We start from the raw sequence: 21,551 nt of genomic DNA, 5'->3' as shown, positions 1-21,551 counted from the left end.
CTCTACGAGTTTTCTGTTCGCGCTAGCGTCTCTCCTTGGGAGAAGGAGTAGCCGCAGAGTGTTGCTCTTACCGCGTCTAGTTTTGCATGAGTCTTACATATATCAATTAAAAGTTATTGATGTAAATAATTGGTTTTTCAAGACGTAATAAATCGCGTTTCTACATCAGGATTTTGGGCTTACCTGAACTAATCGCTGTAAGTAATTTTGTTTATACAAGGAGTTGTAAATGATTAATGATGATTTAGTAAAAATTGCTTATCAGGCAAATTCTTTATCAGAATGCCTTAGTAAAAGGACAAACTCAATTAATAAACAAGAAACTAACGATGAGTTAATTAAGCATTGGTGTGAAGTTGTTGCTCAAGGTAATTGGGAAAAATTTTACAAGCGCCTGCAATGGGATGGATTAGATATTAATACAGTTCGTTCGGTACTATTGAGTGTACATGTAGCAGAATCAGAGCCACTGCCAATCTGGACAGAAACTTTGAAAGAAGTTATTGAAACTTCTGCCAAATTTCATCTAAATGAAGTAACTTCCGAAACCTACAAATTACCCATAGAAGCTGAAAAGCCGTTACCTTTTGCAGATATATTATTACCTGCTGTCTTAGTAGGGCGGCAAAAATTACTAACTTTTTTGGGTTCGATGTCGCTATCCCCAGACTATTTACCTTTAAACCTGCTTTCCGAAGCAGCTTACTTACAATTAGAGCATGGCTTACTACAAAGATTGGTAAATCTTAGTGCCAAAACCCTCCAATTGGAATTTACTAATTTCCGTCCCTATAATTATAGTTTGCTCAACTTAATGTTAGAGAAATTAAAATTATCAGCAGAGGGGATATTAGGCAGTCCTAGTAAAAAATATTATATTGATTTTGTCGATCATCTCTTACAAGATGGATTGCTAGCTTTTTTTAAAAAGTATGCTGTTTTAGGTAGGTTAATCGCAATAACTGTTGATTTTTGGGTGGAAGCAACAGCAGAATTTCTGCAACGTTTGCAAGCCGATCGTTCTGAAATTGAGAAGATTTTAGATTTTACAGAAGTTACTTTAGGAAAGGTGACAGCTATTGCTGGTTCGCTTTCTGATGTGCATAATCGCGGTCGCTCTGTCTTAATTCTAACTTTTGCATCTGGGAAAAAACTAGTTTATAAACCCAAAAATTTAGGTTTAGAAGTTATTTATAACCAGTTATTAAATTGGTGTAATCAGCACGATGCACCTTTAATTTTCAAAGTTATTAAAGTCCTCGATCGCCATACCTATGGTTGGGTTTTTGATTATATAGAACAATTGCCATGTGAGAATGAAGCAGCGGCACAGCGATTTTATCAGCGAGCCGGGATGCTGTTGTGCGTGTTGTATGTTCTGGGAGGAAATGACTGTCATTACGAGAATTTAATTGCTTGCGGCGAACATCCGGTGCTGATTGACGCAGAAACTCTATTGCACCCTCAAACCAACCCGATAGAAGGCTCTGTGCAAGCTATAGAAGAAATGAGTGAAATTGAGCAACACTTCCAGGATTCCGTGCTGCGAACTGGACTTTTGCCCCGTTGGGACTTTAGCCCAGACAAGCGAGTTGCCTACGATGTCAGCGCTATAGGTAGTGTTAACTCCCAGCAAGCACCTTGGCGAATGCCACGCTGGAAAGCCGTCAATACGGACGAAATGCACTTGGTATATGAAGAAGTGAAATTACCTGTCCAGGCAAATGTACCGATGTTGCATGGGGTTGCGCTCTCGCCTAACGACTATCTGGAGGAGATAATTGTAGGGTTTCGGCAAATGTATCATTTTTTGAGCGATCGCCAATCAGCACTCCTGGAAAATGATGATTTTGTCACAGCACTACAAGCACAACAGGTACGGTTTATTTTCCGCCCTACCAATTTTTATCACGTCCTTTTAGAAAAAACGCTGACACCAGAATTTCTGCGTTATGGAATTGCGCGTAGTATAGAATTGGATATCCTTTGTCAAACTTGTCTAACATCTGGACAAAAACCACAAGCTTGGGCAATTTTGCGATCGGAACTCCAATCCTTAGAGCAGTTGGATATTCCCTACTTTGGAACATCTTGCAGTAGTGATGCCCTAACTATGGGGCTAAAGCAACCGATAGAAAAATATTTTAAACAACCAAGTTACAACCAATTTCTCAAGCGGTTACAAAACCTCAACGAAACAGATTTAGCTAGCCAAATAGGGATTATTCAAGGCTCTTTTTATGCCAGAGTGGGGCAAAATATTGTTGCTGAAGAACCACCAAATCCTAACTCTTTAAAAACTACTGATTTCTCCCAAACTGCTCCTTTAACCTCCTCTCAACTGCTCCAGCAAGCTGAAGCCATTGCTGAGGAAATCCAAGCCAGGTCTTTGCATGACTCTGCTGGCAATGTCAACTGGATTGGCTTTAGCTATGTTCCGAATGCTGAACGGTTCCAATTCCAGCCTTTGGGTTATAGTCTCTACGATGGTAGTTGTGGTGTTGCTTTATTTCTGGCGGCTCTTGCTCGTGTCACAGGTAATGCTCAGTGGGGAAACTTGGCTTTGAATGCTCTACAATCTTTGCAGACAGTATTGCAGACATCCAATAATTTATTCGCGCAAAAATTTGCTCGCCGAATTGGCATCGGCGGAGCAACAGGAATTGGCTCTATGATTTATTCTCTAGTTAAAATCAGCCAATTTTTATCAAATACAGCACTCATCGAAGATGCGCGGCTAGCTGCTCAGTTAATTACACCAGAATTAATCGCTGCTGACCAACAGTTAGATGTAATTGGGGGAGCAGTGGGAGCAATTTTAGGGTTATTAACACTTTATCAAGCAACAGGTGAAGCAAAGGTTTTAGACCAAGCTATTAACTGCGGTCAACATTTACTTTTGCATCGCATCAGCGAACAAGAACAGCCTAGAGCCTGGAAAAATATAGCCCAAAAGCCATTAACAGGTTTCTCGCATGGGGCGGGTGGTATTGCTTATGCTTTGTTACGGCTCTATGCTGTCACCGAAGACCAAGCCTATTTACAAGCAGCTCAGGAGGGAATTGCTTACGAATGTAGTGTTTTCTCAACCACCGCCGCCAATTGGCCAGACTTGCGCGATATTTCTGATGGGCTATGCCAATCTAGGTTTCTAGTTACTTGGTGTCATGGCGCTCCTGGTATTGCTTTATCACGTTTGGGCGGTTTGTCAATTTACCAAACGGATGAAATACTTCAAGATGTGGAAGTTGCATTGCAGACAACTTTGAAGTATGGCTTACAGGATTTAGACCATCTCTGCTGTGGCAATTTTGGTCGTATAGAGGTGTTGTTGGTGGCAGCCCAAAAACTATTTCGTCCCCATTTGCTAGAAATTGCCCAAAAGCAGGCGGCTTGGGTAGTGGCTCAACCAGATAGAGCGGTTACATATCATCTGTTTAACAACTTACCAAACTCTTTGTTTAATCCCGGTTTTTTCCAGGGGACAGCAGGGATTGCTTACCAGATGTTACGGCTGGCATACCCAGAGATGTTGCCATCTGTACTGTTATGGGAATAATATCAGTAGACTGAAAACTTTTGCGATCGCCAAAAAAAGTTTTTTTATTATGTGTAGCAATCCCTGTTTTCGGGGTACTCCGTACAACGATTGTCAAGACGTGCGGTGTCCCAAACAAGTGCGCCTGATTTTTCATCATCTAAAAAGCGCTTGATAAGGCTTCCTCACGAATGCGAAGTCATACTCGCAATTGGAGGTGCGCCCTGACCTGGGTTGACGGATGAATACAGTCTCCTAAACGAGATAATGGCAGCAACCATTTCACCAATGTCATAACCGTCTCAACCCAGAACCAAGCTTCTGTACGGGCGACAAAGCACCATTGGGGGATCGGTCTTAACTGTCAGAACACAATAAAAGTGTAATTTTTTTTGGTGCATCTTATTTTGTTTCTTCCATCCATAACGGAAGCCAGCGCGTCCGTAAACAGCTTCTGTCACTCTCCGAAAACTTTGCGATCGCTCCACAGCTTAACAAATCGCAACAGTCTCCTCAAGTATATTTTGTAGCAAAATTCTATATTGAACTTGCTTATTTAAATGAATTGTGGTAATTTCATTGTAGTTAAAACAGCCAAAATTCGATTGACTTACCGTAGTTTATTTGATAGTATCACTACTCTAGTTAGAAATTTGTTGTCACTAAAGCTGATATCAGTGAATTAGTAACGTATTTACGGTTATTAGCCAAAAGTTATTTGTAGCATTGTCCACTGGACATGATTGAAAAATACGTATTTGCAACGATAAAAACTGCGATCGCCCACCGAGCCATAATCCTTTGTTGTCTTGCTAGTTTAATGGTGAAGCGATGTCTATCGACAAACCTTGAGGCTTTCAGCAGCAGTGAGGCAGCACTGTAGGTCTACCCAATCTATACGTAGGAGTTGAAAATGATGGTGCAAACTTCTCTCGTCCGCCCCAGCAATCCCTTTCAGACACCAACCTTCGTTTCCATTGAATCAGAGCGTCGCCATCGCCAAGAACGCTTGGCAGCAGCCTTTCGGGTATTTGCGCGTTTGGGTTTTGCTCAAGGATTGGCAGGACATATCACTGCCCGCGATCCCGAACTTACCGATCATTTTTGGGTAAATCCCTTTGGGATACATTTCAGTCGCATTCGGATATCAGACCTGATACTAGTGAATAGTGAAGGTCAGGTAGTCCAAGGTGAAGGCAAAGTTAGTCAAGCAGCATTTGCCATTCACTCTCAAATCCACGAAGCCCGCCCTGATGTCATTGCAGCGGCTCATGCCCATTCCTTCTATGGCAAAACTTGGTCATCTTTAGGTCGGTTGCTCGATCCGATTACCCAAGATTCCTGTGCTTTTTACCAAGATCACGCTCTATTTGATGATTTTACAGGCATTGTTTTGGAGACAAGCGAAGGAAAACGTATTGCTCAGGCATTAGGCGACCGCAAAGCTGCAATTTTACGCAACCACGGAATATTGACCGTGGGACACAGTGTGGATGAAGCCGCTTGGTGGTACATCAGGCTAGAGGATACCGCTAAGGCGCAATTGCTAGCAGAAGCCGTAGGAAAACCCATCCTGATTGACCATGACATCGCCTTAAAGATCCAACAACGCGGTGGTACTCACCAAGCAGGCTGGGGTGGATTCCAATATTTGTGGGATGAAATTACTCACGATCAACCAGATTTGTTTGATTGATTAGGGAATGGGGCATTGGGCAGAAGAGGCAGCACTTCTCTACAAGAGGCTGCACTTCGACTACGCTCAGTGATTACGCCAACGGCTACGCTCAGTGACCGAGGGGCAGAGGCGAATAAACCTACTGCAACTTCTCCTCTGCTCCCCCGCCCCCCTGCTTCCTCTGCTCACCAACATTTTCAGGACAATTAATTATGCCAATTGAATTTATTGGATTGATTCGGACAAAACCGACTTCGGAATTAAATAGTGCATCAGGTGGTCTGGGCGATGACATCATTGATACAGCTTATGTTCGTGAATTTGCCAAAGCCCATGAAGAAGGAGGCTTTGACAAAGTATTGATTGGCTATAGTTCTAGTAGCCCTGATGGTTTGACTGTTGCTAGTTTCGCAGCTTCAGCAACCGAGCGATTGGGTTTTTTAATTGCTCATCGTCCGGGTTTTGTCGCACCAACTTTGGCAGCTCGCAAGGCAGCTACCCTTGACCATTTTACTAACGGTCGGATTGCAATACATATCATTACTGGTGGCAGTGATGCTGACCAGCAGAAAGATGGCGACTGGCTGGATCATGATAGCCGTTACCGTCGCACCGATGAATATTTAGAAATTGTTCGTCGCGTCTGGACAAGCGACACTCCCTTTGACTACGAAGGTGAATTTTACCGTATCAAGGATGCTTTCTCTGCGATCAAGCCGCTGCAAAAGCCCTATATCCCGCTTTATTTTGGTGGTGCATCTGGGTCAGCAGTACAGGTAGGAGCCAAACATAGTAACGTTTATGCCTTGTGGGGTGAGCCAATTGCCGCAGTTAAAGAACGAATCGCAGAGGTACGTGCTGCCTTACCACCCGATCGCTCCATTCGCTTCAGCGTCTCTTTGCGACCGATTCTTGGTGCTACAGAACAAGAGGCTTGGGAAAAAGCACATAGTATTTTAGTGCGAATTCAAAAGTTGCGAGGAGGGACGAAATTAGCTACCCCACCAGCTAGACCCCAGGCGGTAGGATCGCAACGTCTGCTAGATTTTGCCGCCAAAAATGAGATTTACGATAAACGTCTATGGACACCGATCGCAGCAGCTACTGGTGCGGCAGGTAACACTACTGCTCTAGTGGGTACACCAGAACAAGTAGCAGAGGCTTTGGTTGATTATTACGATGCAGGTGTGACTACCTTGTTGATCCGGGGCTTTGATCCTTTAGAGGATGCGATCGCTTATGGGCGTGATGTCATTCCTTTAGTACGTGCGGAAGTCGCGCGACGAGAACGGCAAACAGTTGGAGTCGGGGTTTAGCGATCGATCCAACGCCTCACTGCTGGCAGTTGTGTAGAGAACCATAGCGTACCTAAGATACTCAGACTGCCACAGACAATCAAGGCATTAGTTGCACCAAAATTATGTGCTAAAGTTCCAGCCAACAGATTCCCAAAGGGCATCATACCCACCATTGCTAGGGCATAAAAACTCATCACCCGTCCGCGCTTATCTTCAGCAACTAGGGTTTGGATAATCATATTACTACTGGTAATCAGGAGGATGGAAAAGCAGCCTGTAAACACCAGTATGATTATGGATAATCCAACTTGACGCGATAGTGAGAAGCAAATCAAACTTATCCCAATCAAAACTTGAGCGACTACAATCAAACGCTCTAAGCCTGCAATCCCTCGCCTAACACTCAGATACAAACAAGCAAACAACGAGCCAATGGGCGCTGAGGTGCTGAGGTGAGCCATCGTAGTTGCATCCCCATTTAAAATCTTAGCCGCGAAGATGGGCATGAGCGAGATATGAGACATCCCGACTAAACCTTGTAACGCCAGTATTAATAAAATTGCTCTAATCGGCTGGAATTTGGAGACATATTCAAAGCCCTCCCGCAATTTCTGCAAAGTATCGCCAAGGCTCGTCAGGGTCTGTGTGGGTCTGACTTTCAGCCGCATCGCTAGCAGGGTAAAGATGGCAGGGATATAGCTGAAGGTATCGTAGAGAAAACAATATTTTACCCCTAGCGTCGCAATCAAAATCCCGCCCATAGCCGGCCCCAATACAAGCGAGGAACTTAACATCACTGAATTCAAAGCGATCGCATTACCCCAATCGGCGCGATCGCCTACTGTTTCGGTGACGATTGTATGACGCACAGGCATATCTAATCCCTTGAGGAAACCATTGAGAACGCTCAGTACCAATAGGATGGGAAAGGTAATCCAATTTGTAAAGGTAAGAATCGTTAAAGTCAGGGAAACGCTAATTCCCAATATCTGCACCAGCATTAACAAGTCACGACGACTCCAGCGATCGGACAATACACCCGAAAACGGAATCACTAATAACGTCGGTAAAAATTGCACAAACCCTGCAATTCCCAACAACCAAGCCGATTGAGTCAATTCATATACCAGCCAAGGAATAGTTAACTGCTGGGTCATAAATGTCCCAGACATTGATAGTAACTGTCCCCCAAAAAACAGCCGAAAGTTACGCCAGCGAAAGGCGGGTAAATGCTGGTAAATGATATTACTTACGCGATCGCCTAGTTGTCTGTTCCAAATTTTCATCAGGAAAGTTCTATTGTGTTTTACTAAGTATTAGGCTATCTAATACTTAGTTTGCCTAATAATTATAGGATAATTGCGTAGTTTATCGCCGCAGGTCTTACCCTGAGCCTGTCGTACCCCTCCGGGGAAGCAAGCTACGCGGAGCGTCTCGTAGAGAAGGGCATTGCGTCTGTTTTTGTAGCAAGCTTGCTGATTCAAAGGTTAAGCCTTATTCCTAACGGCATCTGGTGTAATCGCTGCATACTGCTGGGCAGTTAAGGTTGCCCCTTTAACATCAACTTGTTTTGGCACAAGTTTCAGTTCATACAGAAGATCCGCAACCTTTTGTTGAGCGCTAATTACTTCCTCAGTAATTGGTCTCATATCATATTTTCTTCTCGTCAGCGCCAACTCCATAGTATCGACATCAGTCTTGACCTTCGGTGCGAGGATTTCCGCAGCAGCCCGCCTGTTTTTGTTTGCCCACTGCCCAACTTGGTAGTACTCTGACAAAATTGCTTTCAAGAGTTCAGCATTATTAATTGCAAAATCTCGTGAAGCTAGGTAATAAGCTCCTGGCGTCTTAATTCCTTGGGCGTCTCGTAAGACCCGAATAGTGCCTTCCCGTTGCAGCTTGATTAGACTAGGATCGCTTTCTACAAAGGCATCAACCGTCTTGTTCAAAAACGCTGCTCTTCCATCTGCAATAGGTAGATTTACTGATTCAATATCACTGATTTTTAGCCCTACCTCTTCAAAAGCCTTCACCACAAAAAAGGTCTGAGCTGTCCCTCTAGAATAAGCAACTTTTTTACCTTTAAGACCTGCCAATGTTTGGATTGGAGAATCCTTTAGCACAACAATTGCGGAACCTTCTCCAGTACCTGGTGGGGTATTAACTACATAGATCAAATTAGTTCCAGCTGCCTGAGCAAAAATGGGTGGCGTTTCGCCAGCAGGCCCAAGGTCAATGCTACCCACATTTAAGGCTTCTAAGAGTGGTGGTCCAGACACAAATTGAGACCAGGTAACACTTATTCCTTGAGGAGCCAAGCGTTTTTCGATCGCGCCTTTTTCGTGTGTTATGTCCCCAGAAACTTGGTAGCCAAGTCGAACCAACTTGGTACTATCTTTATTGTTACTAGTGGCATTAGCACTCAAGGTTGTGTTGCTGTTATTGCCTGTGCTGCCGTTGTTTGTTCCACAACTGACTAAGGCAGTAAAAGACATTAATCCATAAAAAGTGTAAAGTAAATCACGCCTAGATATTGAGTGCTTTCCAATTTGCAATCTGACCATAGCTTTCTATCTCCTCATTTTGACTGACGCTGATACGGTGGGAGCAAAATCTCTGCAAACTGACCGAATCGATTAGAGCTTCTATCCCTGCTAAGAAAGCTATATCCAATCGCATCCGGTGGTGTTAAAACTAGTGGTTTGCCACACACACAAACTTTGCGTGGTGGCAAGCAGAGGGGCAGCACTTCTCTACGAAAGGCTGCGCTCAGTTACCGAGGTGCAGAGGGGAAAGAACTTGTACAAATCTCTCCTCTGCTCCCCTGCTCCTCTGCCGACTCCACAAGCGCAATTTTGCGTTGGCATGGCAGACCACTAGGTTTCCCCCTCTACTCTCTAAAGTGGAAAGGGAAAGGAGGAGTAAATTTTGGTATCTGAAAGAATTCACAACCTTTAACTAGTAGTTCGCCAAGGAAACTTGGCGGGGTAAAGGGCAAAGGGGAAAGGGAAAAGATGTTTACTCCTTTAACCTTTAACCTTTCCCCTTTTCCCAGCCCTCACCTAACAATTTTGGGTTGGCAGACTACTAGCTGAACTTTAGAAAGGACGGCTTCCTGCGATGCTAACCCGCTTCAAAACACGGGTTGCGTTGGAATTAAATTCGGGACGATAGTGAGCTGTAGCTTGGTTGTCCCAATAAAGCAGGTCGCCCTTACTCCAGTGGTGTTGATAAACAAAGTGGGGTTGCTTAATGTGTTCCCGCAACCGCTCAATTAGCTTTGCCCCTTCCACTGGGTCGTAATCAACAATATCTACCTCGCTAGCGGCATTTAAGAAGAGAACTTTCTTGCCAGTATCCGGGTGAGTGCGAACTAAAGGATGGGTAGCAACTTGTTCACCGGGTTCAACGGAACGACCAGCTGCGTAGCCAGGCTCAGGATACTCATCCCGATACTTGCCATAGAAATTAAAATGGCGTAGCTGCAAGCCAGCAATCTGCTTTTTAGTAAGATCATCTAGTTCTTCGTAAGCCTGAATCAAATTCACCCAATAGGTATCAGGACCATTCTCAGGCAGTTCTACCCCATATAAAAATGAACCGCTAGATGGTGTAGGCAACCAGTCATGATCGATATGGGGTAAAAGTTTACGATAGTTAGGTGCAACATTGACGGAACTTTCTTCAGAGGCAGCATTTGCAAGGGTAAGAACAAGAGGCGGCAGGTACGGCTCGGTTTCTCCTTTACGGATATAAGCAGGCTGTTGGAGAATGTCGCCAAAGTAATTCGCAAACGCTAATAATTGGTCGTCAGTCAATTGTTGATTTTTGAAGATGAGGATGTGATGATCGCGCCACGCCTGCTTAAGTTGCAAGATTACTTCTGGTTCTGCTGCAATACTGGCGTCAACACCAGTAACAACTGCTCCTAAAGCTGCTCCACTAGGCGTAATCTCAATTCGTGTTGCAGTAAATGTCATAAAAATTTCTCCTTGTACTTTGTAGTTGGTAAGGAAGCGATGGTAGCTCTCAAAATAATACACTAAACCGATAGATTTACAGTAGTATACAATGATTATATTTTTCGATTGCTGAATCAAAGCAGAAATACTCGGTATAGCCGTCGCCACTTTAGTTAGGATGCTAGGTGAAGGATATGCTCCATAGCCTCTCGCAAAGTTAGAAAACGGTCTAGCTGCTTTCGAATCCGGCTCTTGAGCCAAGCCCAACATCGCTCAATCTTATTCAAGTCAGGTGAATAAGGTGGCAAGTACCAAATCTCACAACCTGCCGCTTCAAGCAACTGCTCAATCTGTCCACCCTTATAAAATCAATATTTTTCGTTAAGGGGGAAAGGGTTTGAATTTACCTTTTCCCGACAATGTTAAGAAGTCTAATATTGAAGAGATATACGAACTACGCCAATAGTTAATGCTTGACCATTTTGACTGGCAAAAAGTAAACCAATGTTTACAGCAATATGCGGCTGGAGTATTTCTGTACCTCACAACTTTGAAATCTGCTATATATCCCCAACTATGAAGAACGTTGGCGAAATGGTGAAGCTATTGCAACTGAGTTTGTGGAATCAACGGTTAGCAGTTTGTCAAAAAACAGCTGAGGCAGATCGTGTTTGCGATGGCGTTCCGTCTACTATAGGCGATCGCACATTGCAGAACCTGAGTAATTTTCCTTTCCTGACTCAAAGAAGTCCAGCTGATTCATATAATCGTTTGAGCATTGCTGAAATCTTTGTACTATAATCCAAATCTGCTGACCACCGCCCTGATAGCTGATCGATTAATGGCGCAATCCCGCGTGTGACAAAACGAAACCTTGGATCTACGACTTCTTGTACCAAAGGTTCTAAACTGGCGTAAGCTTTCAAATGTTGGATGTGCGCCCTGACTCCAATTCTCGCACTTGGAAAAGATGCAGCCTCCGAACCGCCACCGATCGCACCTAAGCCTGCAAAGTTATTTTGCTCAGGTCTAATATCGCCACCAAACCGTAAAAATCCAGTTTCTACACACATTTGGCAAAAGGCAATATCATAGTTCACTCCTTCTATACCTGCTTCTTCCCGATAAAGTTTGGGGATGTCAGGAAACTTTGTTAAGGCATTTTCATTATTGTTTCTGAGGAATAATTGTAACTGTATTTCGGAAGTATTACCGTTCGACATTACCCGCGAAAATTGACCAGGGCAAACCGCTAAATTCGAGCGTAAGCTAACAGTACGCGTTGCCGCATCCCAATTAACTGCAACATTAAAATCTCGTAGTTCGATGGCTTTGACATAAACTATTTTGTGATAGGTAATTTTATTGACATTAGCTGCTTTTGAAAGGTCAATTCGGAGAAGGTCTACTAAATCAATGGGGATGTAAGCATTACCATTAACTAAAACTCCTTGCTCTGTGTAACTTTGTCCGTTAATATTAATATTAATTGGTGGATAATTTGCTTCTGTCGGAGTTCCAGGAGTGGGGTCAATCACACGACTCCAAGTTACTAATCCATCGACAATTCCCAAAGCAAAATCGCGGCGACGAGTTTGCAGTAAAGCCCGATCTTCTGGATTGCTGAGAAACCCCACTTGCATTACCAAAGCTGGCAGCGTTGTCTGACGACAGAATGCTAAACTACCCAATCCACTATCTGTATCTGGCTTGACTCCCCGATTCGGTAATTGGGGTACGCGGCGCAACAATCCCACTAGTAACTGTTCAGCATTACTCTTGCGATCGCTATTATTAGCAATGTAGAAAACGCTAGCCCCACGCACAGAAGGGCTGTTAGCCGCATTAGCTGCAATTTCTAGGGCGACATCACCCCGGCGGCCGCGGGAATTGATCCAGGTGATAGTTTGGGCGGCGCTCAAGTCATCAGGAACCGCCAAAATTTCCAAACTCCGCGCCCTTAGTTCCGTAACAATCAAATCCCGCAGCAGAATCATTTCTTTTGCTTCAGTTGTACCACCTGCGATCGCACCTCGATCTATTCCTCCCGCTTCTTTGCCTCCATGAGCTGCTGATATAAAAATACGCCCCATTTTCAGTATTTCCTCTGATAAAATTAAGTCTAAGCAATTGTATACATCATTCTTGGTCTGGCAACAAGAATATAATAGCTATCAGAAGTTTAAAGTCATTTGTCCTTTGGTATTTCTCCAAAGTTCATGACCAATGACCAATGACCAATGACTAATAACAAAGCCATGCAAATCCCCCGCTTGCACCCAGACACAATTGAGGAAGTTAAACTACGGGCTGATATTGTAGATGTCGTCTCGGAATACGTAGTTTTACGCAAACGAGGAAAGGATTTTGTCGGTTTGTGCCCTTTCCATGATGAGAAATCTCCCAGTTTCACCGTCAGCCAGACTAAGCAAATGTACTATTGCTTTGGCTGTCAAGCTGGGGGAAATGCCATTAAGTTTGTCATGGAGTTGGGAAAGCGTTCTTTTGCTGATGTGGTGCTGGATTTAGCACGGCGTTACCAAGTACCTGTGCAAACTCTCGAACCCGAACAACGCCAAGAATTACAGCGTCAGCTATCTTTGCGCGAGCAGTTGTATGAAGTTTTGGCTTCCTCCGCACAGTTTTATCAACACGCCTTGAGACAATCGCAAGGGCAAAAAGCACTTCAATATTTGCAATCTAACCGCCAATTCAAAGAAGAAACTATACAGCAATTTGGTTTAGGTTATGCCCCCGCAGGTTGGGAAACTCTTTATCGTTATTTAGTGGAAGATAAACATTACCCAGTGCAAATACTGGAAAAAGCGGGATTGATTAAGCCACGCCGGGAAGGGGGCGGGTATTATGATGTATTTCGCGATCGCCTCATGATTCCCATTCGTGATGTTCAAGGGCGCGTCATTGCCTTTGGTGGGAGAACTCTGACTGATGAACAGCCTAAATATCTGAATTCACCCGAAACCGAACTTTTTAGTAAAGGTAAAACATTATTTGCCCTCGATCGAGCCAAAGATGGAATTTCTAAACTCGATCGAGCCGTGGTGGTAGAGGGATATTTTGATGCGATCGCTCTTCACGCCGCTGGTATTAATAACGCCATCGCCTCACTCGGCACAGCTTTAAGCTTAGAACAAGTCCGCTTAATATTACGCTACACCGAATCGAAACAATTAGTACTCAACTTTGATGCTGATAAAGCTGGAACCAATGCCACCGAACGGGCGATTGGTGAAATTGCCGAACTGGCATACAAGGGCGAAGTTCAGCTAAAAATTCTCAATTTACCCGATGGCAAAGATGCTGATGAATATTTGCATAGTCACACTCCAGAAGATTATGGAGAACTGCTAAAAAATGCGCCACTTTGGCTAGACTGGCAGATTCAGCAAATTATTCAAGACCGAGATTTAAAACAGGCTACTGATTTTCAACAAGTAACTCAGCAAATAGTCAAATTACTTAAAAATATAGCTAACAGCGATACACGCAACTATTACGTTTCTTACTGTGCAGAAATACTCAGTTTAGGAGATACCAGGCTTATACCTCTAAGAGTCGAAAATCTGCTAACTCAAATTGCTCCGGCTGCGGCGACATATTCTAAGCCCGTATCAGCGAAGAAAGCATGGGGAGGTGGTAAATCCCCACTCTCCATTACTTCGGCTCCCTTCGACTCCGCTCAGGGCAAGTCGCTCAGTACAAGTTCCAACTCCCCACTCCCGACAGAACGCAGCCTTTTAGAACACGCAGAGGCATTATTATTGCGAATTTACTTGCATTGTCCCGAACAGCGTCAAATGATTGTTGACGAACTAGAGGAGCGAGATTTGCAATTTAGTCTTTCCCACCACCGATTTTTATGGCAACAGATTTTAGAAATTTCATCCGGTGATGGAGAGACGAAAAACTTTGCGTCTCTACCAAATTTAATTTCCCGTCTCCAAGATCGGTTTTTAGAATTTGATAGCGAGATCGGGTTAATTTCCCATTTATTTCATGTGGATGAAAAAAACCAAAAAGAAATACTGCGGACTCCGCAAGTAGTTCAAGCTGCGATCGCTTGTATGGATTTAGTAATGCTTGAAAAACGCTATCGCCACTTTTTGGAACTATGGCAACAAACCGATCCAGAAGCCGAACCAGAGCGATATCAATATTATTATCAGGCTTTTTACGCGGAAAAAATCAAGCTTCAACAAATAGATCGACAACGCTTATTTTCCATCACTGAGTTGTTGTAGCCTTGCACTCACGCTCAACCTAAATCTTGATTAGTAGGGGCGCAAAGCCTTGCGCCCCTACGACAGGTGTGCTTCAAATACATGAAAACTGCTGTCTTGACAAAATTTCATCCTTGCGGTTCTCAACAGCCATGCTGCCTCTAAAGCAATACGGTTCAGTTAAGGATAATTGTAGGTTGGGTTGAACAAAGTGAAACCCAACAAATGCCCGTAAATGTTGGGTTTCGTTCCTCAACCCAACCTACGCAAATTTATTTTTCTGGCTTAACTGAACCGTATTGGCCTCTAAAGGGGTTGTATTCCCAGCAAATCTGGTAAATCCAGAGAGGCGAGGTGTTGATAAGCTCGATCTATAACTCGCTTACCTCTAAGAAAGCCTGTATTAGCACCAGGACAAATATACTGTAGAGTTTCTGGTGTAAAACGTTCTAACAATAATCGAAGACTCTGAATTTGCCTTGGCCAGTGAAAGGTTTTAGCTGTCCGTAATGGTACTGCTTGACCGTGCTGATTAGGGAGTAAATGGCGACCAGAAAATAATATACCTCCAAGTTCGCTGTAGTATAGACAAGATGAGCCGGGAGAATGTCCTGGTGTCCAAATTACTTGTGTAGCTGCATCAATAGTAAATTCTTGTCTAAAAGTAGTTACGGTTAAGCCTGGTAATAAATACGCTTCTTGCTCTTGAATCAGCACCTCACAGCCAAAGGCTTGCTGAAATTCAGCAGTCTTGCCGATAGCACCGCGATGAGTGATAAATAACCAACGCACGCCTCCATGCGATCGCAAAAAATCTTGATTTGTTTGTTCTAATGCAGGGCAATCTATGAGGATATTGCCTTCATTTCTTACAATAAAATAAGAGGTTCCCCCTAATGTGTCCCGATTGGGTGGAAAGGCAAAAATGCTCTCTTGTGCGAAGTCCGATTGCAGAGAACCTCCGCTCAGAACTTCGTCAGGGAAGACAGCCCGTGGTGGCTTAGTTGTATGACTTGGCTGTTGAGGTAAAGGGCACATAATCAAAGAACCGAAACTGAGGAGTTGTGGACAATTTGATGACAGTGCGGAAATGCTCAAGAATTGAAACTTGAGCCTTAACCAACACTGTTAACCGTTGTGAAAAAAATTGGGATTTGAGGTCTGCCTTGTAGTTAATGCTATGGTGCTGAAGCTACTGGTGGGGCGTTTTGTCAAAATTACTGAAGAGAACATGGCATTTTGGTTTCTGTTTATCCTCCTGCTGGGGCTTGCTACTTATCTAATGGTGCAGCGCAGCGTTGCTCACATCACCCGCACACCAGTATGGTTGTTGTGGCTGGTTTTAATGACACCAGCATTCCTGTTGAGTGGATGGACGCTAATCTACGGGGCGAAACAACCTCCACCGCCAGGGCTGATTCTCTGGTCGGTATTTGTCTGCACAGTCTTGTACTGGGCGTTGTTTCAATGGGGGCGTCAAGTACCAAGAGATACACAGACAGACGAAGCCCAAACCCCAGCCTCAGAATCACAACCAACTATCCAGCCTATCCCAGAACCAATAGTGCGTCCCATTGAACCAGCCGAAGAAACTCAACTGCGAAATTGTTTTCCTTGGTCTGTATACTACGTTCAAAATATTGAGTATCGTCCACAATCTGTGATTTGCCGGGGTCAGTTGCGAACTAAAGCCAGCAACGCTTACCAGCAGATTAAAACTAATATTGAAGCACAATTTGGCGATCGCTTCTTGCTGATTTTTCAAGAAGGCTTTAATGGCAAACCTTTCTTTGTCCTGGTTCCCAACACTCAAGCTGCTAAACAGACAGATACACCACGACGCAACCAAGAACGATTAACTCGTCCAGGATTAGCGCTGATGCTGGTAGCAGCTACTTTGATCACTACTACCTTGGTGGGAGTGGAAAATGCTGGTGTTACTTTGCCGCCTATTTGGCAAATTGGATCTTTGTTCAAACTTCTATCTAACCCAGATGTCCTATTCAAAGGATTGCCTTATGCTTTAGGGCTGATGGCTATTTTGGGCACTCACGAACTTGGGCATTATTTAACAGCTAAATTTTACAAGATTCGCTCGACCTTGCCTTACTTTATTCCCGTGCCTTTCTTCTTGGGAACATTTGGCGCATTTATTCAGATGCGTAGTCCCATTCCTAACCGCAAAGCTTTATTTGATATTAGTATCGCTGGGCCAATTGCAGGTTTTGTTATTACCTTGCCATTACTAATATGGGGTTTGGCTCATTCTGACGTGGTTTCGCTGACTGAAAAAACCCGACTTTTAAATCCTGATGCTCTCAATCCGAAGTATTCAATTTTACTGGCTATACTCTCAAAGTTAGCTTTGGGAAGTGAGTTAACAGCAAAATCAGCCCTCGATTTGCATCCAGTTGCAGTAGCAGGTTTCTTAGGACTAATTGTCACAGCCTTAAATTTAATGCCTGTGGGACAATTAGATGGAGGTCACATTGTCCATGCGATGTTTGGACAACGAACTGCGATCGTAATTGGTCAAATTGCTCGCGTGTTGTTGCTGCTACTTTCTTTAGTTCGGGAAGAATTTTTGGTGTGGGCGATTATCTTATTATTTATGCCGTTGATTGATGAACCTGCGCTGAATGATGTCACTGAATTGGATAACAAACGTGACGTTTGGGGGTTACTGGCAATGGCTTTGTTGATTGTAATTATTCTGCCATTACCGCAAGCGATCGCTAACTTTTTGCAAATTTAAAAAGTAAACATATCAGCCATCGCGTTCTTAAGCCTTATCGTTTTGCTAACTCTGGAGTTCGCCCCTTCAAGCCAATCATCAATTTCAGCATAAATACTTTTAATATAGGTACTCGCTGCAAAAACCATAAACCCAAGCGACGAACCACTACTACAGGGAAGAAATTATTAGAGAACATCCGATCTAACAAATCGGTGAAACCTAAAATTGTCAGATTCTCTAGCTTGCGCCAGCGTTCATAACCTTTGAGAATCTGAATATGGCCAATATCTTTACCCGCTTTGTGCGCTGCTTGAATTACTTGCGCCAAAGCCGCTGCATCCCGAATGCCCAAATTTAAACCTTGTCCGCCGACGGGATGGCAATTGTGTGCTGCATCACCAATTAATGCCAGTCGGGGGAGAACGTAGCGATCGCTTTGCATGAGTTGTACTTGAAAAACAAAGCGATCGCCTAGTAATTCCAATTTTCCCATCTGATCGCCATAGCGGCGGGTTAGTTCTGCCAAAAATTGCTCGTCATTTAAAGCACACAAAGCTTTTGCTTCTTCATGAGGGGCAGTCCAGACAATGCGGCAACGGTTCCCCGGTAAAGGTAAAATCGCAAAGGGGCCGCTAGACCAGAATCTTTCGTAAGCGGTGTTATTGTGGGGTTTTTCTGGTTTGACAAAGGCGACGATGCAAGATTGCCAATATTTCCAACCCGAAGTTTTGATTCCAGCCGCTTGCCGAATTGGCGATCGCGATCCATCTGCTGCTACAACTAATTTGCTGCGAACTGTCTTTAGGCGATCGGCAATTTTTATCTCGATGGCGACTATATTCTGCTGGTATTGCGTATTTACCACTTCTGCCGGACACAGATAAGTCACATTTGGGCAATCTTGGACAAACTCTTGCAACGGCTGCAACAAAGCTTGGTGTTCCGCCACATAACCCAACTCTGCTGTATTTATATCATCTGTGGTAAATTCCACCACATCGGGATGATCGGCATCCGAAAGACGGACTCGGCAATACTTGGCGATTTGCGGCAACATTTTGTCCCAAACACCAATTCCTTCATAAATCAGCGACGAAAGTTTGTGAACTGCATACGCTTGTCCCTTCGCTACCGCCGCTGATGCCACTTTTGCCTCAATCAGCAAAATACTCAAACCAGAATCTTTTAAAGCAGAGGCTAGAGTTAACCCAATAATCCCACCGCCGACAATTACCAGATCGTATTCATATCCCCGCTCATTTGGCGGTGTTAGTTGAGGGGAAATTTGCTCAAGCTGCGTTATGGTCATTGTTAAGTTAGATTACAGCGTCTTAACTCTTATTTTGACGCGATCGCGCCTTCTTGAGCAAGTTAACAATTCAAAATTAAAGACAGCCCTCATCCCCTAACCCCTTCTCTCCCAAGTTTGAGCTACGGTGTACACACAAGTCAAATTACCCCCCTTAATCCCCCCGATGCATTGGGGGGAAACAGTAAATTTAGTTCCCTCCCCTTTCCAAGGGGAGGGTTAGGGTGGGGTAAAACTGACACGAAAAACCAGGTGAGTAAACTATTTCAGGCTTGTGTATACACCGTAGCTCAAACTTGGGAGAGGGAGTGAGGGCAAAATATGGACGCCTACCCTACAAGATTGAATAATTTATTTGCTGACTCGATAGATTGGTCTAACCTGACGATAAGTATTAAGTAAGCTGAGAAATTTATGACCATCAAAATTTATCGGGTCAACTTTTTTACCAGAACGGTCTACTAAATGGTGCGTAGTGATGCGATCGTCTGGGACTTGACTTTGAGCAATTAACCAAGCAAGAGAATGATATTGAGCTTCCGTGTAGCCGCTATGGGTTTGTTGACTGCTACTGTCATAACTATCTGGCGGTGTTTCCAAAGAGACATGATAAGCAAAATTATTCACAGACGCGGGTAAAGTCGGATTAGTCTGCACAGTTTCCACTCCCTGCGAACCATCAAACACAGAGTTAGCTGCACCAAAAGCCCGCTTGTCTGGGGGTACTAGATAAACCACCGTTCCGTCTAACTTGATTAAGGCGTGGTAACTTGCTTGCACCCCTTCATCAGTATGAGCTACTTGAAAGAAATTAATGGCGCTAGAAGCTGAATAACCAGTTTCATGGATGACGATAATTGGTTGGTTGCTGAGAGGAATGCCGTTAACATCTTGGGTGTAACGTTCACCATAGTTACTTGGGTCAACTGAAGCAACTTGATAATTAGGTCTGTACTGTGCAAAAGCTTGAGTAGTTATGTACCTTGCTAGAGGCTGGTTAGTCTTGACTGGGGACTTGATAACATTTTGAAATTTCTTCTCTGGCTCTTTCGCTGATTGAAATTTCGCCTGGGGGTATTTACTGAAAGCTGTAACCTGTGGATTGGCTGCACGGGATATTGTCGGATTGTTGTGTAATTTTGTTGCTCGTCCAATTAGCAGCACTACAATTAAAGTGGCAAACATCAGCCAGATTAGTAGCACCCTAGTCACCCAGTCTGTAAACTTCATTTTTCTAATACCCGTAAAACGGTAGATATTAATTTATAGCTAAACTGGTATGTCAGTCGTAGAGGGCCACTTCTGTAAACCCCTACCGCTCATAGTATCCAAATAATAATCGCTATAATACCTTAATTCTAGTCAAATATACCTTGATAATCTCTGCAATAGTGCTGTTAAAAGCTATTTAATTTCAATGCCGTGGGTAGTGGATTGGTGGGTGTGAAAATCTTCATCGTGTAGCGCTGTTAATGATGTTTTACCCACATCCTCTTCACCAACTACTAGCAGTTTAGAAAGATATTATCCTTTAGCTTCTAACCTGGCTCGAAGATAGTTCAAAATTGCCTGCGTTCCCTGCTCAACAATTTCAGGCGGCGGCGAGCTTAATTGTGGATTGTTCTTGAGGGATAGGCTTGTCAAGTTTGAGAGTTGGCTGATTTCTGACGGCAGGCTGCTGAGTTGATTGTAAGAGAGGTCTAGCCATATTAAGTTTGAGAGTTGGCTGATTTCTGGCGGCAGACTGCTAAGTTGATTGCCAGGGAGGTCTAGCCATTCCAAGTTTGAGAGTTGGCTGATTTCTGGCGGTAGAATGCTAAGTTGATTACAAGAGAGGTCTAGCCATATTAAGTTTGAGAGTTGGCAGATTTCTGGCGGTAGGCTGCTGAATTGATTACCAGAGAGAAATAGCTCAGTTAAGTTGGAAAGTTGGTTGATTTCTGGCGGTAGGTTGCTGAGTTGATTTTCATTGAGGAATAGCTCAGTCAAGTTGGAAAGTTGGCTGATTTCTGGCGACAGGCTGCTGAGTTGATTTTGATTGAGGTTTAGCCATGTCAAGTTGTAGAGTTGGCTGATTCCTGGCGGCAGGCTGCTGAATTGATTACCAGAGAGGGATAGCTCAGTCAAGTTGGAGAGTTGGCTGATTTCTGGCGACAGGCTGCTGAATTGATTGTTCTCAAGGGATAGCTCAGTCAAGTTGGAGAGTTGGCTGATTTCTGGCGGCAGGCTGCTGAGTTGATTTTTATCGAGGTATAGGTGAGTCAAGTTGGAGAGTTGGCTGATTTCTGGTGGCAGACTGCTGAGTTCATTACCACAGAGGGATAGCTCAGTCAAGTTGGAGAGTTGGCTGATTTCTGGTGGCAGATTGCTGAGTTGAGTGTGATTGATGTTTAGCACCGTTTCCTTTTCTCTGGCAGCTTTTTCAATAATTTGCAACAGTTCTTCGTTTGTCATCAGCAAACCTCACCAACTCTGTAGCGATATTTACAAAAATAGTGTATCGCAGGTTATGGGGAGTAGGGAGTGGGGCTAAATTTATGTGTTCTATCTGCGTAGAAACGGCTGTAATATTTAAATTAACAGGATGCGTAGGTGTAGCCCGTTGTAGACATCGCTAACCTCGCAATAACATTCACTCGTTAACGGAGTTCAAAGACTCGTCGGCGAGTATAAAAGACTCGTTAACGGAGTTCAAAGACTCGTCGGCGAGTATAAAAGACTCGTTAACGGAGTTCAAAGACTCATCAGCGAGTATAAAAGACTCGTTAACGGAGTTCAAAGACTCATC

General features: G+C 43.9%; 16 protein-coding genes and 1 pseudogene. 7 read left to right on the top strand and 10 right to left on the bottom strand.

Annotated elements, in window-relative coordinates:
- The first annotated feature begins 229 nt into the window (after window positions 1–229).
- The 4 genes from V7K53_RS20905 to V7K53_RS20890 all read left to right on the top strand — a co-directional run bounded on the left by V7K53_RS20905 (window position 230) and on the right by V7K53_RS20890 (window position 6,532).
- Window positions 230–3,559 carry a type 2 lanthipeptide synthetase LanM family protein gene (locus tag V7K53_RS20905; protein WP_335199413.1) on the top strand — a complete coding sequence of 1,110 codons (3,330 nt, stop codon included), beginning with the start codon at window positions 230–232 and terminating at the stop codon, window positions 3,557–3,559.
- A gap of 718 nt (window positions 3,560–4,277) precedes the next feature.
- On the top strand, window positions 4,278–4,421 hold the full coding sequence (locus V7K53_RS20900) for a hypothetical protein (RefSeq protein WP_335199411.1): 144 nt from the start codon (window positions 4,278–4,280) through the stop codon (window positions 4,419–4,421).
- Window positions 4,422–4,454: 33 nt separating this feature from the next.
- Window positions 4,455–5,234, top strand: a complete 780-nt coding sequence (locus V7K53_RS20895) for a class II aldolase/adducin family protein (protein ID WP_335199511.1) — start codon at window positions 4,455–4,457, stop codon at window positions 5,232–5,234.
- A 194-nt stretch (window positions 5,235–5,428) separates the two neighbouring features.
- The gene (locus V7K53_RS20890) at window positions 5,429–6,532 is read left to right on the top strand and encodes an LLM class flavin-dependent oxidoreductase (protein WP_335199409.1); all 1,104 of its coding nucleotides are present in this window, start codon (window positions 5,429–5,431) and stop codon (window positions 6,530–6,532) included.
- On the opposite strand, the gene V7K53_RS20885 is transcribed toward V7K53_RS20890, so the two are convergent.
- The 4 genes and pseudogenes from V7K53_RS20885 to V7K53_RS20870 all read right to left on the bottom strand — a co-directional run.
- Entirely contained in the window at window positions 6,529–7,800 is a 1,272-nt protein-coding gene (locus V7K53_RS20885; protein WP_335199407.1) for an MFS transporter, read from the bottom strand. The two genes, V7K53_RS20890 and V7K53_RS20885, sit on opposite strands and share 4 nt — an antisense overlap.
- Window positions 7,801–8,001: 201 nt before the next feature.
- Window positions 8,002–9,078, bottom strand: a complete 1,077-nt coding sequence (locus V7K53_RS20880; RefSeq protein ID WP_335199405.1) for an aliphatic sulfonate ABC transporter substrate-binding protein — start codon at window positions 9,076–9,078, stop codon at window positions 8,002–8,004.
- A 534-nt stretch (window positions 9,079–9,612) separates the two neighbouring features.
- Window positions 9,613–10,494 carry a TauD/TfdA dioxygenase family protein gene (locus tag V7K53_RS20875; protein WP_335199404.1) on the bottom strand — a complete coding sequence of 294 codons (882 nt, stop codon included), beginning with the start codon at window positions 10,492–10,494 and terminating at the stop codon, window positions 9,613–9,615.
- 155 nt (window positions 10,495–10,649) lie between these two features.
- A pseudogene (locus tag V7K53_RS20870) lies at window positions 10,650–10,844 on the bottom strand (transposase); the annotation flags it as partial.
- A 136-nt stretch (window positions 10,845–10,980) separates the two neighbouring features.
- On the opposite strand from V7K53_RS20870, the gene V7K53_RS20865 reads away from it, so the two are divergent.
- Window positions 10,981–11,277, top strand: coding sequence for a hypothetical protein (locus V7K53_RS20865; RefSeq protein ID WP_335199402.1), 297 nt, complete (start codon window positions 10,981–10,983; stop codon window positions 11,275–11,277).
- On the opposite strand, the gene tftA is transcribed toward V7K53_RS20865, so the two are convergent.
- Window positions 11,217–12,569: a hormogonium tapered terminus morphoprotein TftA gene (gene tftA / locus V7K53_RS20860; protein ID WP_335199401.1), complete on the bottom strand. Its 1,353-nt coding sequence runs from the start codon at window positions 12,567–12,569 to the stop codon at window positions 11,217–11,219. The two genes, V7K53_RS20865 and tftA, sit on opposite strands and share 61 nt — an antisense overlap.
- 165 nt (window positions 12,570–12,734) lie before the next feature.
- Here tftA and dnaG point away from each other — a divergent pair, with 165 nt between their 5' ends.
- Window positions 12,735–14,738, top strand: coding sequence for a DNA primase (gene dnaG / locus V7K53_RS20855; RefSeq protein WP_335199508.1), 2,004 nt, complete (start codon window positions 12,735–12,737; stop codon window positions 14,736–14,738).
- 285 nt (window positions 14,739–15,023) lie between these two features.
- Here dnaG and V7K53_RS20850 read toward each other — a convergent pair whose 3' ends face one another.
- Window positions 15,024–15,755 carry an MBL fold metallo-hydrolase gene (locus V7K53_RS20850; protein ID WP_335199507.1) on the bottom strand — a complete coding sequence of 244 codons (732 nt, stop codon included), beginning with the start codon at window positions 15,753–15,755 and terminating at the stop codon, window positions 15,024–15,026.
- Window positions 15,756–15,948: 193 nt separating this feature from the next.
- On the opposite strand from V7K53_RS20850, the gene V7K53_RS20845 reads away from it, so the two are divergent.
- Complete coding sequence (locus tag V7K53_RS20845; protein ID WP_335199505.1) at window positions 15,949–17,472, top strand: site-2 protease family protein; 1,524 nt, start codon at window positions 15,949–15,951, stop codon at window positions 17,470–17,472.
- A 34-nt stretch (window positions 17,473–17,506) separates the two neighbouring features.
- On the opposite strand, the gene V7K53_RS20840 is transcribed toward V7K53_RS20845, so the two are convergent.
- The 4 genes from V7K53_RS20840 to V7K53_RS20830 all read right to left on the bottom strand — a co-directional run bounded on the left by V7K53_RS20840 (window position 17,507) and on the right by V7K53_RS20830 (window position 21,217).
- Complete coding sequence (locus tag V7K53_RS20840; RefSeq protein WP_335199400.1) at window positions 17,507–18,763, bottom strand: FAD-dependent hydroxylase; 1,257 nt, start codon at window positions 18,761–18,763, stop codon at window positions 17,507–17,509.
- Window positions 18,764–19,114: 351 nt separating this feature from the next.
- Entirely contained in the window at window positions 19,115–19,993 is an 879-nt protein-coding gene (locus tag V7K53_RS20835) for an N-acetylmuramoyl-L-alanine amidase (RefSeq protein WP_335199399.1), read from the bottom strand.
- 174 nt (window positions 19,994–20,167) lie between these two features.
- Complete coding sequence (locus V7K53_RS34105; RefSeq protein WP_442937369.1) at window positions 20,168–20,275, bottom strand: hypothetical protein; 108 nt, start codon at window positions 20,273–20,275, stop codon at window positions 20,168–20,170.
- A gap of 12 nt (window positions 20,276–20,287) precedes the next feature.
- Window positions 20,288–21,217: a leucine-rich repeat domain-containing protein gene (locus tag V7K53_RS20830; protein ID WP_335199398.1), complete on the bottom strand. Its 930-nt coding sequence runs from the start codon at window positions 21,215–21,217 to the stop codon at window positions 20,288–20,290.
- Window positions 21,218–21,551 lie beyond the last annotated feature (334 nt).

Source organism: Nostoc sp. (assembly GCF_036917355.1).
Taxonomy (GTDB): Bacteria; Cyanobacteriota; Cyanobacteriia; order Cyanobacteriales; family Nostocaceae; genus Nostoc.
The sequence above is the reverse complement of the archived record's forward strand: the minus strand, read 5'-3'. Positions and strand labels throughout refer to the sequence as shown.

Coding starts and splice junctions, on each gene's coding strand:
- tftA (WP_335199401.1), bottom strand. CDS start 12,569: ATGGGGCGTATTTTTATATCAGCAGCTCATGGAGGCAAAGAAGCGGGA.
- V7K53_RS20830 (WP_335199398.1), bottom strand. CDS start 21,217: ATGACAAACGAAGAACTGTTGCAAATTATTGAAAAAGCTGCCAGAGAA.
- V7K53_RS20850 (WP_335199507.1), bottom strand. CDS start 15,755: ATGTGCCCTTTACCTCAACAGCCAAGTCATACAACTAAGCCACCACGG.
- V7K53_RS20875 (WP_335199404.1), bottom strand. CDS start 10,494: ATGACATTTACTGCAACACGAATTGAGATTACGCCTAGTGGAGCAGCT.
- dnaG (WP_335199508.1), top strand. CDS start 12,735: ATGCAAATCCCCCGCTTGCACCCAGACACAATTGAGGAAGTTAAACTA.
- V7K53_RS20905 (WP_335199413.1), top strand. CDS start 230: ATGATTAATGATGATTTAGTAAAAATTGCTTATCAGGCAAATTCTTTA.
- V7K53_RS20895 (WP_335199511.1), top strand. CDS start 4,455: ATGGTGCAAACTTCTCTCGTCCGCCCCAGCAATCCCTTTCAGACACCA.
- V7K53_RS20900 (WP_335199411.1), top strand. CDS start 4,278: ATGATTGAAAAATACGTATTTGCAACGATAAAAACTGCGATCGCCCAC.
- V7K53_RS20835 (WP_335199399.1), bottom strand. CDS start 19,993: ATGAAGTTTACAGACTGGGTGACTAGGGTGCTACTAATCTGGCTGATG.
- V7K53_RS20865 (WP_335199402.1), top strand. CDS start 10,981: ATGTTTACAGCAATATGCGGCTGGAGTATTTCTGTACCTCACAACTTT.
- V7K53_RS20840 (WP_335199400.1), bottom strand. CDS start 18,763: ATGACCATAACGCAGCTTGAGCAAATTTCCCCTCAACTAACACCGCCA.
- V7K53_RS20885 (WP_335199407.1), bottom strand. CDS start 7,800: ATGAAAATTTGGAACAGACAACTAGGCGATCGCGTAAGTAATATCATT.
- V7K53_RS20880 (WP_335199405.1), bottom strand. CDS start 9,078: ATGGTCAGATTGCAAATTGGAAAGCACTCAATATCTAGGCGTGATTTA.
- V7K53_RS20890 (WP_335199409.1), top strand. CDS start 5,429: ATGCCAATTGAATTTATTGGATTGATTCGGACAAAACCGACTTCGGAA.
- V7K53_RS20845 (WP_335199505.1), top strand. CDS start 15,949: ATGGCATTTTGGTTTCTGTTTATCCTCCTGCTGGGGCTTGCTACTTAT.